The sequence below is a fragment of the Amycolatopsis dendrobii genome (genome assembly GCF_014145675.1).
GTDB lineage: Bacteria > Actinomycetota > Actinomycetes > Mycobacteriales > Pseudonocardiaceae > Amycolatopsis > Amycolatopsis dendrobii.
In genome coordinates, this window is record NZ_JACGZW010000004.1 from 575,857 (window position 1) to 590,432 (window position 14,576).

A 14,576-nucleotide genomic window follows, 5' to 3' on the forward strand; every position below is an offset into this window, starting at 1 on the left:
CAGCCCGTGATCATCGACGTCCACGGCCACATGTCCGCGCCGGACGCCTACTACGCCTGGAAAGCCTCGCTGCTTTCGCACCGCGGCGCGCACGGCGGCAAGCCCCCGGCCATCAGCGACGACGCGCTCGCCGCCGCGTATCACCACCCGCACCCGAGCTTCGGCGACATCTCTCATCTCGCGCACCTCGACGGTGCCGGGATCGACCTGCAGATGATCTCGCCCCGCCCGTTCCAGATGATGCACAGCGAACGGCCGGCCAAGCTCGTGCAGTGGTTCACCGAGGAGACCAACAACCTCATCCACCGCGCGACCGAGCTGTTTCCCGGCCGCTTCAAGGGCGTCGCCGGACTCCCGCAGAGCCCGGACCTGACGCCTCGGGACTGGACCGCCGAACTGCGCCGCACGGTGACCGAACTCGGCTTCGTCGGCGCGATGCTCAACACCGACCCTTATGAGGGCACGGAAACCCCGCTCGCGCTCGGAGACCGCTACTGGTACCCGGTGTATGAGGTGCTGTGCGAACTCGACGTGCCGGTGCTGCTGCACGCCGCCGGATGCAAGCCGCCCGCGCGTGAGCCGTACAGCCTGCATTTCATCCAGGAAGAGACCATCGCGGTGTGGAGCCTCGTGAACTCAGGAGTGCTGAAGGACTTCCCGGACCTCAAGGTGATCGTGTCGCACGGGGGCGGCGCGATTCCGTATCAGGTGGGCCGGTTCCTGCCGTCGGTGGTGCGCACCGGAGTGTCCTATCTGGACAAACTGCGCAGGCTGCACTTCGACTCCTGCCTGTACACCCAGGACAGCCTGGAGCTGCTGATGAAGGTCGTCGGCACCGACCGCGTGCTGTTCGGCTCGGAGAAACCGGGCACCGGCTCGCAGATCGACCCGGAGACCGGCCGCTGGTTCGACGACATCCACCTGCTCATCGACGACATCGCCTGGCTCGGCGAAAAGGAGCGCGCCGACGTCCTCGAGAACAACGCCCGCGCGCTCTTCCAGCTCTGAGGGGAGATCATGACCGAGATCGTCGCCGGGATCGGCACCTCGCACGGACCGCAGCTGAAGGCGCCACCGCCGCAGGCCTGGGATACCAGGGGCACGGCGGACCGCGCCAGCAAAGGGTTGAAGTTCCGCGGCGAGACCTACCGCTACGAGGAACTGCGCGAACTGCGGGAGGACTTCTCGAACGAGATCACTCCCGAGGTGATGGCGCGTCGCTGGGAACGCTGCCAGCGGTCGATGGATCGGCTCGCGGAATTCATCCGCACCCAGGAGGTCGACGTCCTCGTCATCGTTTCCAGCGACCACAAGGAAACCTACGGCGACGAATGGCTCGCCCCGTTTTCGGTGTTCTGGGGCGACGAGGTCGCGCACGTGCCGTTCACCCAGGCGCAGCTCGACGCGATGGCCCCGGGCCTGGCCGAGGCCGCGACCGGCGACGTCCCGGACCGCACGATCATGCGGCCGACCCACCGCGCGCTCGGCAAGCACATCATCCAGTCCACCCAGGCCGAGGACTTCGACACCGGCGCCACCGAGGTCATCCCGGCCGGGCGGTACGAGAACCACACGATTCCGCACGGCTTCGGGTTCATCTACCAGCGATTCCTCGGCCAGGAGTCGACGCTGCCGATGGTGCCGATCTTCATCAACACCTTCTGGGAGCCGAATCCGCCGGGAGCCAAACGCTGCTACGACTTCGGGCGCGCGGTCGGCCGGGCGATCCGGTCGTTCCCCGGCGACCTGCGCGTCGGAATCGTCGCGTCGGGCGGGCTCAGCCACTTCGTGATCGACGAGAAACTGGACCAGGAGTTCCTCCAGGCACTGCGAGATCAGGACGCCGGCTACCTCTCGAGCGTCCCGGCCGCCGAGATGCGGTCCGGTGCCTCGGAGCTGCGCAACTGGATCGCGGTCGCCGGGATCGCCGACGAGGCAGGTCTCGCCGTGACCAGCGTCGACTACGAGCCGTGCTATCGAACGGAAGCCGGCACCGGCAACGCGATGGGCTTCCTTGCCTGGGAACGGAAGTGACCATGTCTCCCGAAGAGATCGTCTCCGCGCTGCGCGGGCTCGACAGCTGCGCGGTGTCCGACGCACTGGACACCCTCAAGCTGCCCGGCGCGGTCACCGCGCTGAAGCCGATGTGGCCCGTCGGCACCGTCCTCGCTGGTCGCGTGCGCACCGTAACCGCCGCACCCAAAGCGACCGCCGGACCGGCGACGCACATCGCCACCCCGCTGGTCGCGATCACCGAACCGGACGATGTCGTGGTGATCGACAATCACGGCCGCACGGACGTCTCCTGCTGGGGCGGCCTGCTCGCCGAGGCCGCGGTCCGGCGCGGCGTGGCCGGCGTCATCGTGGACGGTGCCTGCCGCGACGTCCAGGAGAGCGAAGCGCTGAAGCTCCCGGTCTTCGCGCGCACGGCCGTTCCGGTCAGCGCGCGGGGCCGCATCGTGCAGGCCGCGATGGACGAGCGCATCCAGATCGCTGGTATCTCAGTTGCCTCGCAAGACTTTGTGCTCGCGGACGGCAACGGCGTCGTCTTCGTCGCCGCGGGAGACGCCGAGCGCGTAGTCGAGCTCGCCCAGCGGATCGCCGAGCGTGAGGCCCGGATGGCGGAGGCGGTCCGGTCCGGCCGCGATGTGCAAGAAGTCATGCACGATTCCCAATTCCCCTCAGTCACCGTGGAGCAGCGCTGATGTCTCTCCTTGACCGCTTCTCCGTGCTCGGCACCGCAACGGTGTCCGACGCCCTCGACAAGCTCAAGCGCCCCGGCAGCCTGCTCGGCCTCGCCCCGCTCTCGGACGGACAACGCATGGTCGGCCGCGCGTTCACCGTGCGCTACGTCAGCGCGCAGATCCCGGCGGGTACCGTCGGCGATTTCATCGACCAGGTCGAACCGGGCCAGGTGATCGTGCTCGACAACGACGGCCGGGTCGACTGCACGGTGTGGGGCGACATCCTGACCGCCGTGGCGCACCAGCGTGGTATCTCAGGAACGGTCATCGAAGGCGTCTGCCGCGACACGCATCGCGCGCTGTCCATCGGCTACCCGATCTACAGTCGCGGCCGCTTCATGCGCACCGGCAAGGACCGGGTCGAGGTGGCCGAGGAACGCGGGCCAGTGACCATCGGCGGCGTGACGGTCCGCCACGGGGACATCCTGCTCGGCGACTCGGACGGAGTCGTGGCGATCCCGCAGGATTGCGAGGACGACGTGCTGGAGGTCGCCGAGATGATCCAGGCGCGCGAGGAAGCGATCCTCACCGCCGCGCTCGGCGGCGCGACGATCGCCGAAGCTCGCGCGAAGTACGGCTACCACGATCTGCAGCGGGCGGACGCATGACCGCGCTGGCTGAAGACACCAAGGAACTGCTGACGCTCGGCACGGCAACGCTGTACGAGGCTTCCGGTCTCGACTGCTTCTTGGACCCCGCGTTCCGGCCCTCCTGGGACGGTGCGCAGATGGTCGGCCGCGCGGTGCCGGTGTCCGCGCAGATCGGCGACAACCTCGCGCTGCACCACGGCATCGAAGCCGCTGGGCCCGGCGACGTGCTCGTGGTCGACGCCGGTGGCGCGCCGTTCGGGTACTGGGGCGAGGTGATGGCGGTCGCGGCGCAGGCACGCGGCATCAGCGGCCTGGTCATCGACGGCGGCGTCCGTGACACCCAGCAGCTCGCGTCGCTCGGGTTCCCGGCGTTCAGCACGGCGATCTCGATCCGCGGCACGATCAAGAACTGGCCGGGAACCGTCGGCCGCCCGATCACCTTGCGCGGCCGGGTGGTGCGCCGCGGCGACATCGTCGTGGCCGACCGGGACGGGATCGTCGTGTTCCCGGCGGACGAATACGACCGGGTACTCGCCGCGGCCCGTGCCAGGGCGGAGAAGGAAGCGTCCTACTTGGACCGGCTCCGTTCCGGGGAGACCACTTTGGACGTCTACGACTTCCGCCAGCTCGGCGTTCCGGACGGGGCGAGGTGAACCCCATGACCTCCGACCAGCAACGAATCGACAGCTTCCGGCAAGCCGCCGGACGGTTCGCTTCCGGCGTTACCGTCGTCACCACGGCACTCGACGGGCACCTTTACGGGATCACCGCGACCTCGTTCGTCTCCCTTTCCCTGAACCCGCTTCTGGTGACGGTGTCGATCAATTCGCACAGCCCGATTCTCGACGAGATCCGCGCGAGCGGGGTCTTCGCGATCAACGTGCTCGGCCGCCATCAGCAAGACGTTTCCGCGTGTTTCGCCCGACGCGGGCGCGGCCGGAGCAAGGAACGGTTCGACGAGGTCGAGACGCACACCGAGACCACCGGTGCACCAGTCGTCACCGGCGCGCTGAGCTGGTTCGACTGCACCGTGCACACGATGCTCGGCGGCGGCGACCACATCATCCTCGTCGGCGAAGTCGTTTCCGCGGGCGGCGGGACCGGGCAGCCGTTGCTGTACTGGTCCGGGGAATACCGCGAACTCAACACGGCGGAAGAGGCAGAGGCGGACATCGGCCGGATCGCCGATTCGCTTTCCATCCAACTGCATTTGCACGGGATGCGAACCGAGCAGCTGCTGGAAGCGCAGCACGCGGTCGAACCCGCGGCTGCCGCACTCGCCGCTCGTGCCGCGGCTGACGACCAAGTCGCGCAATTGCGGGCGCTGGTCGAGGAATCGGAGAAACACGTCCACGACGCCAGCCGGTACAACCCGCTGTCACTGGAATTCCATGCCCGGCTCGGCTTGCTCAGCGGAAACCCGGCAATCGCCGCGTCGGTCGGCGCGCTCAACCGGCCACGGGAGAGCGTGTATGCCGTGCACACCAACGCTGCGCGCGCGGCCCGGGCCGTTGATGCGCATCGTCGCATCCTCCAGGCCATTGAGGACCGTGACGAGGATGCTGCCCGCCGGCTGATGACCGAGCACCTTGGCGTGGTGGCGCAAGGAATGCCGTGCTGAACGGAGAAGCCATGGACGCAGACGTCCTCATCGTCGGGGCAGGCCCGGTCGGCCTCGTCGCGGCACTCGACCTGAGCAGCCGCGGCGTGTCGGTGATCGTCGTCGAGGAACGGGAGTTCCTGGAACCGCCGAACGTCAAGTGCAATCACGTCGCCTCGCGCACCATGGAAAGCTTCCGACGGCTGGGCATCGCGGCCGAGGTGCGCGCCGCCGGACTGCCGCGCGACTACCCGCAGGACGTCGCGTTCCGGATTTCGCTCACGGGACGGGAACTGTCGCGCATCCCGATCCCGGCGAGCGGGCAGCGGTACACCTCCCGCGTCGGCCCCGACACGAGCTGGGCGACGCCGGAACCGCCGCACCGGATCAACCAGACGTTCCTGGAACCGATCCTTGCGCGGAACGCCGCTGCCGCGCCCGGCGTGACACTGCTCAACCGCACCCGGTTCCACTCGGTCGAGCAGGACTCATCGTCCGTCTCGGCAGTAGTGTCCGACGACTCGGGCGAACGCACTCTGCACGCCCGGTATTTCATCGGCGCGGACGGCGGCCGCTCGGCGGTGCGCAAGCAGATCGGTGCGAAGCTCAGCGGTGATCCGGTGCTCCAGCATGTGCAGTCCACGTGCATCCGCGCACCGAAGCTGTACTCGCTGATGTCCGCCGACGAACCGCGGGCGTGGGGCTACTACACGTTCAACTCTCGCCGGGTCGGACACGTGTACGCGATCGACGGCACGGAAACCTTTCTCGTGCACACCTATCTATCCTCGGCAGAAGAAGCCGTCGACCGAGACGAAGCGATCCGCGCGATCCTCGGCGTGGACGAGTCGTTCGAGTACGACATCGTGTCCAAAGAGGACTGGGTCGCCCGCCGTCTGCTAGCGGACCGGTTCCGCGACCGGCGGGTGTTCCTCGCCGGGGACGCCTCGCACCTGTGGGTGCCGTTCGCCGGATTCGGGATGAACGCGGGCATCGCGGACGTGCTCAACCTGACCTGGCTGCTCGGCGCGCATCTCGCTGGCTGGGCCGAGGAAGGGATTCTGGACGCCTACGAAGCCGAACGGCGGCCGATCACCGAACAGGTGTCGCACTTCGCGATGAACCACCAGCGGAAGCTCGCTCGACCCGGACTCCCGGCCGAACTCGAAGACGACACCCTCGCCGGCGAAGCCGCACGTTCGTCCTTCGGCGCCGCTGTACGCGAGTTGAACGAACCGCAGTTTGCCGCCGCAGGGCTGAATTACGGGTACGCGTACCACGATTCCCCGATCATCGCGTACGACGGAGAAAACGCGCCGAGCTACACGATGGGCAGCTACACGCCGTCCACTGTGCCCGGTTGCCGTGCACCACACTTCACGCTGGCGGACGGATCCTCGCTGTACGACCATTTCTCGCCCGGCTACACGGTAATTGCCAGTCGCGGAGTTGATATCTCAGTGCTGGCCGGTGAAGCGGCAGAGCGAGGTATCCCACTCGCGGTCGTTGAAGTGGACACGCTGCCGGATGAATATCTTTGCCCCCTCACGGTGGTACGGCAGGACCAGACCGTGGTGTGGCGAGGTGCTCCGCCCGACCGGGCGGCCGCGGCCGAGTTGTGGGAAAAGCTTCGCGGCGCTTGACCCCCGGCCCACTGTGAAGGCCTCCTCGAGGAAATCCCCCGAGGAGGCCTTCACGGGTTTCACCGGCGGATGATTTTGCTGGCCGCCATGGCTTTCAGGCCCTCGACACCGAACTCCAGCCCGTAGCCCGACGATTTCGTCCCGCCGAAGGGGATCGCCGGATCGACGCCGCCGTGCTGGTTGATCCACACGGTGCCCGCCTCCATCCGCTGCGCCACCGCGTCGACCTCGTCCGCGTCGGCACCCCACACCGAAGCGCCCAGCCCTTGGTCAGTGCCGTTGGCCCGGCGCACCGCGTCGTCCACATCGGAGTACCGGATCACCGGCAGCACCGGCCCGAACTGCTCCTCGTCGACCACGGCGGCACCGTCCTCGACGTCCGCGATGATCGTCGGCCGGTAGAACAGCGGCCCCAGTTCCGTCGCCGGCGTACCACCGGTGACGATCCGGGCACCGCGCGCCCTGGCCTCCTCGACCAGCCGGGAGACGATCTCGAACTGCGCGGGATTCTGCACCGGACCGAGCCGGTTCGCCTTGTCCTGTCCTGGCCCCATCGGTGCTTTCTCCGCGCGTTCGGCCAGTGCGGAGACGACGTCGTCATAGATGGATTCGTGCACGTAGAGCCGTTTGAGCGCGGCGCACACCTGGCCGGTGTTCATGAAGGCCGCCCAGAACAGCTTGTCCGCGACGGCGTCCACGTCCGTGCCGGGCAGCACGATCGCGGCGTCGTTCCCGCCCAGTTCCAAGGTGAGCCGGGCGAGGTTGCCCGCCGAGCTTTCGACGATCCGGCGGCCGGTCGCGGTCGAGCCGGTGAACACGATCTTGGCGATCCGGGGATGCGCGGCCAGCGCGGCGCCGACCTCGCGATCCCCGGAAACCGCGGTCAGCACGTCCGCGGGAAGGTGGCGGCGGAAGATCTCCGCGAGCGCGAGCACGCTCAGCGGCGTGTTCTCGGAAGGCTTCAGCACCACCGTATTCCCCATGCGCAGCGCCGGCGCGACGTGCCACACGGCGATCATCACCGGGAAGTTCCACGGGCCGATCGACGCGACGACGCCGAGCGGGACGTAATGCTGCTCCGCGCCGTCTGGCAGCGACTGCGGTTCGAGCACCGTGTCCGCGGCGGACCGGAGCCAGTGCGCGGCACCGTGCGCCTCACCGGAACCGCCGGCTTTGCCTTGTTCAGCAGTGATGATCTCGCCGAGTTCTTCGGCGTGCGCGTCGATGTCGTCCGCGATGACGTGCAAGATGCGCGAGCGTTCCGCATGTCCCAGTGCGGCCCAGGACGGTTGTGCCTTGACGGCAGCGGCGATCGCGGCGTTGAGCTGGTCGACGGTGTGCACCGGTGCGTGGCCGACGACTTCCCGGGTCGCGGCGTCCAGGATCGGCCGCCCGTGGTCGTCGGAGACCGAGACGGTGGTCAGCAGTGCGTTCATGCGGGACCCTTCCGTAAAAGTTCACATTGAATATAGTCAATTCAAGGCAAGGCGCCTAGCGGAGACCGGCGAGGGTCGCGACCCGCAGCCCGGTGTGGAGTTCGCGGCGCACCTTCCCGTCGGCGAGATCGACATCGGTGACCGCGCGCACGCGATCCAGCCGGTAGTAGAGGGTGCTGCGGTGGACGTGCAGGGCCAGCGCGGTGCGCTGGGCGTCGCAGCCGCAGTCGAGGTAGGTCTCCAGGGTCTGCGCGAGGTCCGGTCCGGACTGCGCGTCGAGCAGCCGTCGTACGGCATCGGGGAGATCTGAGATATCAAGGTCCGCGAGGGGGAGTTGCAGGAGCAGCCGGTCCAATCCCAACTCTGACCAGTGGGCCACGCGGCCGACGTCGCCGCCGCGCAAGGCGATCCGGGCTTCCCGCAGCGACCGATGCACTCCCGACAGCGGCGCGTGCGCTCCGCCGACTCCGGCGTGCAGGCCGGAAAAGGCGGGCTGCGCAAGGAGAGCTGACAGTCGCTCGGTGTCGATTTCGTATGGCACCAGCAAGACGGCTTCGCTGCCGAGCACTGCGCCAGCGGCTTTCAGCGTGGGGAAAACGGGGATGCTCGACAATGCCCGGTCCAGGACGAGCCGGAGCGTCGCCGAACTGGGCTCGGCCCGCGGCGGGGTCGCGATCGAGATGACCGTGTAGTGCGGGACCGGGGAAAGCAGGCCGCTCGCGAGCAGTTCGTCGGCGGCTCGGACGCGCTGGTCGTCAGCGCCTTCGAGGAGTGCGGCGAGCAGGCGTCGCGCGCGGTCCTCGTTCTCGCGGTTGCCGAGCGCCGTCGCGGCCAGCAGCAAGCCGATCTGCGCCCGGCGTTCGCGCAGTTCGTCGTCGTCCTCGTAGGCGGACTCGTCGTCCTCGGGGATCGTCGAGGAGAGGTAGCCGACGAGCCGGCCCTCGTGCCGGACCGGTGCGACGAGCCGGGACTGCCCGCCGTCGAGCGGCGGGATCCGGACCGGGTCCCGCGCCTGGCCGACCCGGTAGTCCCGGATGGACTCCCGGGCGCGCGAAGATCCTTTGTGGGACAAGATGATCGCCAGCCGGGCGTGGTCGACGTCCTGGTCGTGCACGCTGAACGCGATCACCGTGAAGTCGACGTCGAACACGATGATCGGCCGCCCGAGCCGGTCGGCGTAGGCCTGCACCTGTCCTTCGAGAGTCATGCTCGCCTCTTCCGTTGCCAGCCGCCGGAGATTTGATCTATATTCATTATAGACATTTGACGAGAGGGATCCGCATGGCACAGATGACAGGCGGTGACGCGCTCGCCAGGGCGCTCATCAGCGAGGGCGTCGACACGGTCTTCGGCATTCCCGGGGTCCAGCTGGACGGGCTCACCGACGGCATGTACCGCAAGCGCGACGAGCTGGACCTGGTCGTCCCGCGGCACGAGCAGGCGACCAGTTACATGGCGGACGGGTACTACCGGGCCTCCGGACGGCCCGGGGTGGCGATGGTCGTGCCTGGTCCTGGGGTGCTGAACGCCGGAGCTGGGATGGCGACGGCCTACGCCTGTTCGTCGCAGGTGATGTTGCTGGCGGGGACGATCCCGTCGCCGCTCGTGGGATCCGGGCTCGGGGCGCTGCACGAGATTCCCCGCCAGACTGACACGGTTCAGGGGCTGACGAAGTGGTCTGCCCGACCCAAACGGGTCGAGGAGATCCCGGATCTGGTGCACGAGGGCTTCCGGCAGATGCGGACTGGACGGCCTCGGCCCGTCGCGCTCGAACTGGGGCCGGATTTGCTGCACGCGGTCGCGGATCTCAACCCGGGCGAGCCGTTCGGGGTGCGGGAGCCGGAAGCGCCGGAGCGGGATGTTGCCGATCTCGTGCGGTTGCTGGCGGCTTCTGCGCGGCCGGTGATCCATGTCGGTGGGGGCATGCGGGATCCTCGGGCGTTCAAGTTGCTCGCTCGGCTTGCTGAACTGCTGGACGCGCCGGTGGTGATGAGCGAGAACGGGCGGGGGGCTATTGATGCTCGGGACCCGCACGCGTTGCCTGCGTTCGCATTGTGGGAACTGCGGTCTTCGGCGGATCTGGTGGTTTCGTTCGGCAGCCGGTTCCTGACGCCGTTTGGGCGCCAGTTGAACATCGGGAATGCTCGGCTTGCGTTGGTGAACATTGACGCCGCTGATCTTCGGGCGCCGCGACGGCCGGACCTCGCGGTGAATGCGGACGCGGTGGCGGTGTTGGGGGCGTTGGTTGAGCGGCTCTCGCCTCGTGCTGCTTGGGGTGCTGAGCTGGTTCGGCTGCGCGAGGATTGCGAAGCTCGGATTCGGAAGCAGGCTGGGCCGCAGATGGAGTTCGTGGACGCGATCCGTGCTGCGTTGCCTGAGGATGGCGTTTTCGTCAATGAGTTGACGCAGATTGGGTATGTGTCGACGTACGGGTTTCCTGTGCGGGCGCCGCGGTCGTACGTGTGGCCGGGATATCAGGGGACGCTGGGGTATGCGATGCCTACTGCGCTGGGGGCTGCCGTGGGGTCGGGCGGGCGGTCCGTCGTCGCGGTGACTGGGGATGGGGGGATCGGGTGGTCGATGCAGGAGTTCGCTACGGCTAAGAAGTACGGGATTCCGCTGGTGACTGTGTTGTTTGAGGACTCCCGGTTCGGAAATGTGTGGCGGATTCAGCGAGATACCTATGGTGGGCGGTTCATTGGGTCGGATTTGACCAATCCGGATTTCGAGTTGCTTGCTCGGGCGTTCGGGTTGGATTTTGCGCTTGCGGAGGATGCTGGGGCGGTGGAGAAGGCGGTGGGCGCGGCGATCGCGGCTGGGCGGCCCGCGGTGGTCAAGGTGCCGGTGGATGTGTTTCCTTCGCCTTGGCCGTTGATTCACGAGAAGCACTGAGCGGCTCGTCGCCTGGCGGCGGCATTGCCTCGTGAATGGTTGCGGGCACCCCGGTTTTTGATCGGTGACTACGGCGCTGGGGTGCTGGTCAAGGCGGGAACGATGCCTTGACCAGCACCCCGGCGCCGTGTTTTGGCTTCGTATCGGGGGCGGGGGAGTGTGTGGGTGCCTTGTTGGGCTGGGTGCGTCGGCTGAGGTCGGGTGGGTGGTTGCGGTGGGGTTCGCGGGGTGTGGTTTAGCACCCCGATGTGGCGTTGGGTGAGTGGGACGCAACCAATGCCGCATTGGGGCGTCGCGGAGGTGCGACGGGTCGTGAAGGGCTCCTTGTGGGACTCAGAGTCCCCTCAAGGTGGCGTTCACGGACGGCTGACGTGGCTTAGTGCGAGGGCTGCCAGAGCGGCGGCCTGGTCGCTGAGGACGCTGTCGTCGAAGACCGCGCGCGGGGAGTGGTTCATTTCCGCTGTGTCGGGGTCGATCCCCTCCGGGGTGGTGCCCAGGAAGACGAAGGCGCCGGGGACTTCTTTGAGTACTGCGGAAAAGCTCTCCGACGCCATGATCGGGTGCTCCAGCGGGACAGCCCGTTCCGGGCCGAAGAGATCGCCGAGCACGGTCAGCGCGTGTGCTGCCGTCTCTGGGTCGTTCGCGGTGACCGGGTAGACCGACCGGAATTCCGTTTCGGCACGGCAACCGAACGCTGACGCGATCCCGTCCGCCAGCGAGGGCAGTTCGCGGGCCAGGATGTCCACGCTCTCAGCGGAAAGCGCGCGGATCGTCGCGGCTAGCGTTGCCTCGTCGGGGATGGCGTTGATGATGTCGCTCGCCTGCATTTTGGTCACCGACAGCACAACTGGATCGAACACTGGGAACCGTCGGGTGACGTACGTGTGCAGCGCCGAAATGATCTGTGCCGCAGCGGGAACCGGGTCCACTGCTTGGTGTGGTCGTGAGCCGTGTCCGCTGCGGCCGAGCACACGCACGGTCAGGCTGCTGGCCCCGGCCATGACCGAGCCGGCCCGCGTCGTGAATACGCCGGCCGGGCCGGGCAGGACGTGGATGCCGTAGGCCGCTTCGACGCCGGAAAGGATTCCCTCGTCGATCAAGCGTTGCGCGCCGCCGCCTGCTTCCTCGCCTGGTTCGAACATGAACACCACCGAGCCTGCGATCTCGTCTCGGCGGGCGCTCAAAAGCTTTGCTGTCCCAACGAGTGCGGCTGTGTGGAGATCGTGGCCGCAGGCGTGCATCAATCCGGGCGTCTGAGATGCGAACGGCAGCCCGGTTTCCTCCGTGACGCGCAGTGCGTCCATGTCCGCGCGCAACAGGACCGACGGGCCGGGGCGCGCGCCGTGCAGTACTGCGACGATTGAGGCGAAGTCGTGCGGGCCGGGGGTGACTTCCAGGTCCAACGGGGCCATCGCGGTCAGCACGGAACGCTGGGTCCGCGGAAGGGCGAACCCGGCTTCGGGGTGGGCGTGGAGGGTGCGGCGGAGTGCGACCAGTTCTGAGTGAAGGGCAGCGGGGGCGGAAACCGGCAAAGTGGGCTCCTTAGGCAACGGTGCGTGCCGCGCTGGTGACGCATGCGTCTAATGTCTACAATCAATATAGACGATGCCGGGTGTTCAGGGTTCCGGTGCGCCTCTAATCTGTCACTACGCGTGACCCGCGTCGGCGACGTCACCGGACCGAGTACTTCGGAGGACCCTTGCCGCAGATCACGAACACCGCCGCTGCCGTCCAGGTCGCTCGCGCGCTCGAGGACGAGATCGTCTCGGAGGGCTGGAGCGCCGGTCACTTCGTCGGGCGCCGTCAGGAGTTGATGGCGCGCTTCGGGGTCGCGCCGGCGACGTTGAGCGAGGCGATCCAGCTGCTGCGCGCCCGCGGCATCGTCGACGCGAAGCCGGGCCCTGGCGGCGGGATCTTCGTCGCGACGCGCTCGCCCTTTACGCACCTGAGCGATCAGCTGCTGCAGTTGCGCGAGGGGAAGGCGACGGTGGAGAACTGCCTGCGCGTCCTGGACGCGCTCGACGGTTCGGTCCTGCACGACGCGGTCGAGAACGCGAGCGACGAGGACATCGCTGATATCTCAGCGTGCGCCGAGACGTTGAAGGCGGCCTGGGATTCCGCCGAGGCGCCTACGGCGATCTGGGCGCTGCACGCACGGATCGCGCGGGTGTCGCCGAACGAGCTTTTGCGCAGCCTGTATACGAATCTCGTCGACTACATCATCGCCGCGCGGCTCGAAGGCGTCACCGCGCCGACCACGCAGGCGCGGTTGCGCACGCACCTCGACTTCGCCGAGGCGGTCATGAAGCGCGACCACGAGCTGGCGGAGTCGGCGATCTCGCGGCATCGCCGTCCCGCGGTAGCGGCCCGGCCTTCCTGATATCTCAAGCCGGAGAACTGATGGATGTACACGCGCTCAGAATTATGTATATTCATTACAGTTAATCGTCCGGCTTGAGGAGGATGCATGCTGCTGGAGCTCCGCAGCGTGGTCGACCGCGTGCTCGCCGCCCCCGATCGCTCGTCCCGCGGTGCGCAGCCGCCGATCCGCTTGTCCCAGAACGAAATGCCGTGGGCTCCCGCCGACGTCATCGTCGCCGCGATGACCGAAGCGGCCCGGAATGCCCATCGCTACCCCGATTACCACCGTGCCGCGGCGCGCGCCGCTGTCGCCGAGGCGATGGGTCTGGACGCGGGACGGATCGCGATCGACAACGGTTCCGGCACGCTGCTGCACGCGCTCGCCCGGCTGGTCTGCGAACCCGGCGTGCACGGTGTGCGCCCGGCGCCGTCCTTCGAGGCGTATGCGGCGGCGCTTTCGCTCGCCGGCGCTGAGTCCACAGAGGTCGGTCTCGACGCGAACGGCGCGATGGATCTCGACGCGATGCTCGCCGCGGTCGGCCCGGAAACCCGCATTGTCTACCTCTGCAATCCCAACAACCCGACTGGCGGGCTGCGCGGGGTCGAGGATATCCGCGATTTCCTGAAAAGCGTCCCGTCGCGCGTGCTGGTTGTTGTCGACGAGGCATACCGCGAGTTCGTGTCCGCCGAACCAGTGGACGCGACTGTCGGATTGCTCGACGAGTTCGAGAATCTCGTGCTGCTGCGGACACTGTCCAAAGCGCACGGTTTGGCCGGCATCCGCGTCGGTTATGCCGCTGCTGCACCGCGGATCGCGGAGGCGCTGCGCCGCACGTCCGTCGGGTTCGCGCTCAACAGCGTGGCCGAGGCGGCGGTCATCGCGGCGCTGAGCGCGGAAGGATTGGCTGTGGCGAAGGAAAGAACCGCCGTCATCGTCTCCGAACGCGCTCGCGTCGAGGCCGCGCTGACCGCGGCGAACGTCGCGTTCGTGCCGAGCCAGGCGAATTTCCTTTTCCTGCCCGGAGACGCGGCCGATCTGCTGTCCCGTTTGGAGGCTCGCGGCGTGCTCGCGCGGCCGTTCCCGAAGGCGGGCGGGGCGCGCGTGACGATCGGGCTGCCCGAAGAAAACGACGCGGTGCTCGCCGCGCTTGTCTGATCAGCGGTTTCCTCCGACACCGTGTCGGAGGAAACCGGAAGGACTTCGGAGAGCCGCTCGATGAGCCGCCGCACCCGAGTTCTTACGCTAACCGGCAGGACGGACGGAGCGGTTCGTCCCCGCGGCGGGTAACCGATCGCTCGCAGGAAGGAAC

The 14,576-nt window shown here is 67.8% G+C and carries 13 protein-coding genes; 10 read left to right on the plus strand and 3 right to left on the minus strand.

Features of this window, described 5'->3' with window-relative positions:
* Nucleotides 1–6 precede the first annotated feature (6 nt).
* The 7 genes from H4281_RS14440 to H4281_RS14470 are packed head-to-tail and all read left to right on the plus strand — an operon-like array spanning nucleotide 7 to nucleotide 6,577.
* On the plus strand, nucleotides 7–1,008 hold the full coding sequence (locus H4281_RS14440) for an amidohydrolase family protein (RefSeq protein WP_182891389.1): 1,002 nt from the start codon (nucleotides 7–9) through the stop codon (nucleotides 1,006–1,008).
* Between the two features lie 9 nt (nucleotides 1,009–1,017).
* Nucleotides 1,018–2,034: a DODA-type extradiol aromatic ring-opening family dioxygenase gene (locus tag H4281_RS14445; RefSeq protein ID WP_182891390.1), complete on the plus strand. Its 1,017-nt coding sequence runs from the start codon at nucleotides 1,018–1,020 to the stop codon at nucleotides 2,032–2,034.
* Between the two features lie 2 nt (nucleotides 2,035–2,036).
* Nucleotides 2,037–2,705: an RraA family protein gene (locus H4281_RS14450; RefSeq protein ID WP_182891391.1), complete on the plus strand. Its 669-nt coding sequence runs from the start codon at nucleotides 2,037–2,039 to the stop codon at nucleotides 2,703–2,705.
* A complete protein-coding gene (locus tag H4281_RS14455) occupies nucleotides 2,705–3,352 on the plus strand; it encodes an RraA family protein (RefSeq protein ID WP_182891392.1) in 648 nt (215 codons plus the stop codon). Before H4281_RS14450 ends, H4281_RS14455 begins: the two co-directional genes overlap by 1 nt.
* Complete coding sequence (locus tag H4281_RS14460) at nucleotides 3,349–3,987, plus strand: 4-carboxy-4-hydroxy-2-oxoadipate aldolase/oxaloacetate decarboxylase (protein WP_182891393.1); 639 nt, start codon at nucleotides 3,349–3,351, stop codon at nucleotides 3,985–3,987. Before H4281_RS14455 ends, H4281_RS14460 begins: the two co-directional genes overlap by 4 nt.
* 5 nt (nucleotides 3,988–3,992) lie before the next feature.
* Nucleotides 3,993–4,955, plus strand: coding sequence for a flavin reductase (locus H4281_RS14465; RefSeq protein WP_182891394.1), 963 nt, complete (start codon nucleotides 3,993–3,995; stop codon nucleotides 4,953–4,955).
* Nucleotides 4,956–4,966: 11 nt separating this feature from the next.
* The gene (locus H4281_RS14470) at nucleotides 4,967–6,577 is read left to right on the plus strand and encodes an FAD-dependent monooxygenase (protein WP_220507171.1); all 1,611 of its coding nucleotides are present in this window, start codon (nucleotides 4,967–4,969) and stop codon (nucleotides 6,575–6,577) included.
* A gap of 59 nt (nucleotides 6,578–6,636) precedes the next feature.
* On the opposite strand, the gene H4281_RS14475 is transcribed toward H4281_RS14470, so the two are convergent.
* The gene (locus H4281_RS14475) at nucleotides 6,637–8,013 is read right to left on the minus strand and encodes an aldehyde dehydrogenase family protein (protein ID WP_182891396.1); all 1,377 of its coding nucleotides are present in this window, start codon (nucleotides 8,011–8,013) and stop codon (nucleotides 6,637–6,639) included.
* Between the two features lie 55 nt (nucleotides 8,014–8,068).
* Nucleotides 8,069–9,220 carry a PucR family transcriptional regulator gene (locus H4281_RS14480; RefSeq protein WP_220507172.1) on the minus strand — a complete coding sequence of 384 codons (1,152 nt, stop codon included), beginning with the start codon at nucleotides 9,218–9,220 and terminating at the stop codon, nucleotides 8,069–8,071.
* Between the two features lie 74 nt (nucleotides 9,221–9,294).
* Between H4281_RS14480 and H4281_RS14485 the strand changes: the two genes are divergently transcribed.
* The gene (locus H4281_RS14485) at nucleotides 9,295–10,905 is read left to right on the plus strand and encodes a thiamine pyrophosphate-binding protein (RefSeq protein WP_182891398.1); all 1,611 of its coding nucleotides are present in this window, start codon (nucleotides 9,295–9,297) and stop codon (nucleotides 10,903–10,905) included.
* A gap of 356 nt (nucleotides 10,906–11,261) precedes the next feature.
* Here H4281_RS14485 and H4281_RS14490 read toward each other — a convergent pair whose 3' ends face one another.
* Complete coding sequence (locus H4281_RS14490) at nucleotides 11,262–12,437, minus strand: M20 metallopeptidase family protein (RefSeq protein WP_182891399.1); 1,176 nt, start codon at nucleotides 12,435–12,437, stop codon at nucleotides 11,262–11,264.
* 167 nt (nucleotides 12,438–12,604) lie between these two features.
* Here H4281_RS14490 and H4281_RS14495 point away from each other — a divergent pair, with 167 nt between their 5' ends.
* Complete coding sequence (locus tag H4281_RS14495) at nucleotides 12,605–13,285, plus strand: FadR/GntR family transcriptional regulator (protein ID WP_182891400.1); 681 nt, start codon at nucleotides 12,605–12,607, stop codon at nucleotides 13,283–13,285.
* An 87-nt stretch (nucleotides 13,286–13,372) separates the two neighbouring features.
* Complete coding sequence (locus H4281_RS14500) at nucleotides 13,373–14,422, plus strand: pyridoxal phosphate-dependent aminotransferase (protein ID WP_182891401.1); 1,050 nt, start codon at nucleotides 13,373–13,375, stop codon at nucleotides 14,420–14,422.
* Nucleotides 14,423–14,576: the final 154 nt, after the last annotated feature.

Excerpts from the sequence above, each read along its gene's own strand:
- H4281_RS14445 (WP_182891390.1), top strand. The coding sequence starts at position 1,018 with ATGACCGAGATCGTCGCCGGGATCGGCACCTCGCACGGACCGCAGCTG.
- H4281_RS14450 (WP_182891391.1), top strand. The coding sequence starts at position 2,037 with ATGTCTCCCGAAGAGATCGTCTCCGCGCTGCGCGGGCTCGACAGCTGC.
- H4281_RS14455 (WP_182891392.1), top strand. The coding sequence starts at position 2,705 with ATGTCTCTCCTTGACCGCTTCTCCGTGCTCGGCACCGCAACGGTGTCC.
- H4281_RS14460 (WP_182891393.1), top strand. The coding sequence starts at position 3,349 with ATGACCGCGCTGGCTGAAGACACCAAGGAACTGCTGACGCTCGGCACG.
- H4281_RS14465 (WP_182891394.1), top strand. The coding sequence starts at position 3,993 with ATGACCTCCGACCAGCAACGAATCGACAGCTTCCGGCAAGCCGCCGGA.
- H4281_RS14470 (WP_220507171.1), top strand. The coding sequence starts at position 4,967 with ATGGACGCAGACGTCCTCATCGTCGGGGCAGGCCCGGTCGGCCTCGTC.
- H4281_RS14475 (WP_182891396.1), bottom strand. The coding sequence starts at position 8,013 with ATGAACGCACTGCTGACCACCGTCTCGGTCTCCGACGACCACGGGCGG.
- H4281_RS14480 (WP_220507172.1), bottom strand. The coding sequence starts at position 9,220 with ATGACTCTCGAAGGACAGGTGCAGGCCTACGCCGACCGGCTCGGGCGG.
- H4281_RS14485 (WP_182891398.1), top strand. The coding sequence starts at position 9,295 with ATGGCACAGATGACAGGCGGTGACGCGCTCGCCAGGGCGCTCATCAGC.
- H4281_RS14500 (WP_182891401.1), top strand. The coding sequence starts at position 13,373 with ATGCTGCTGGAGCTCCGCAGCGTGGTCGACCGCGTGCTCGCCGCCCCC.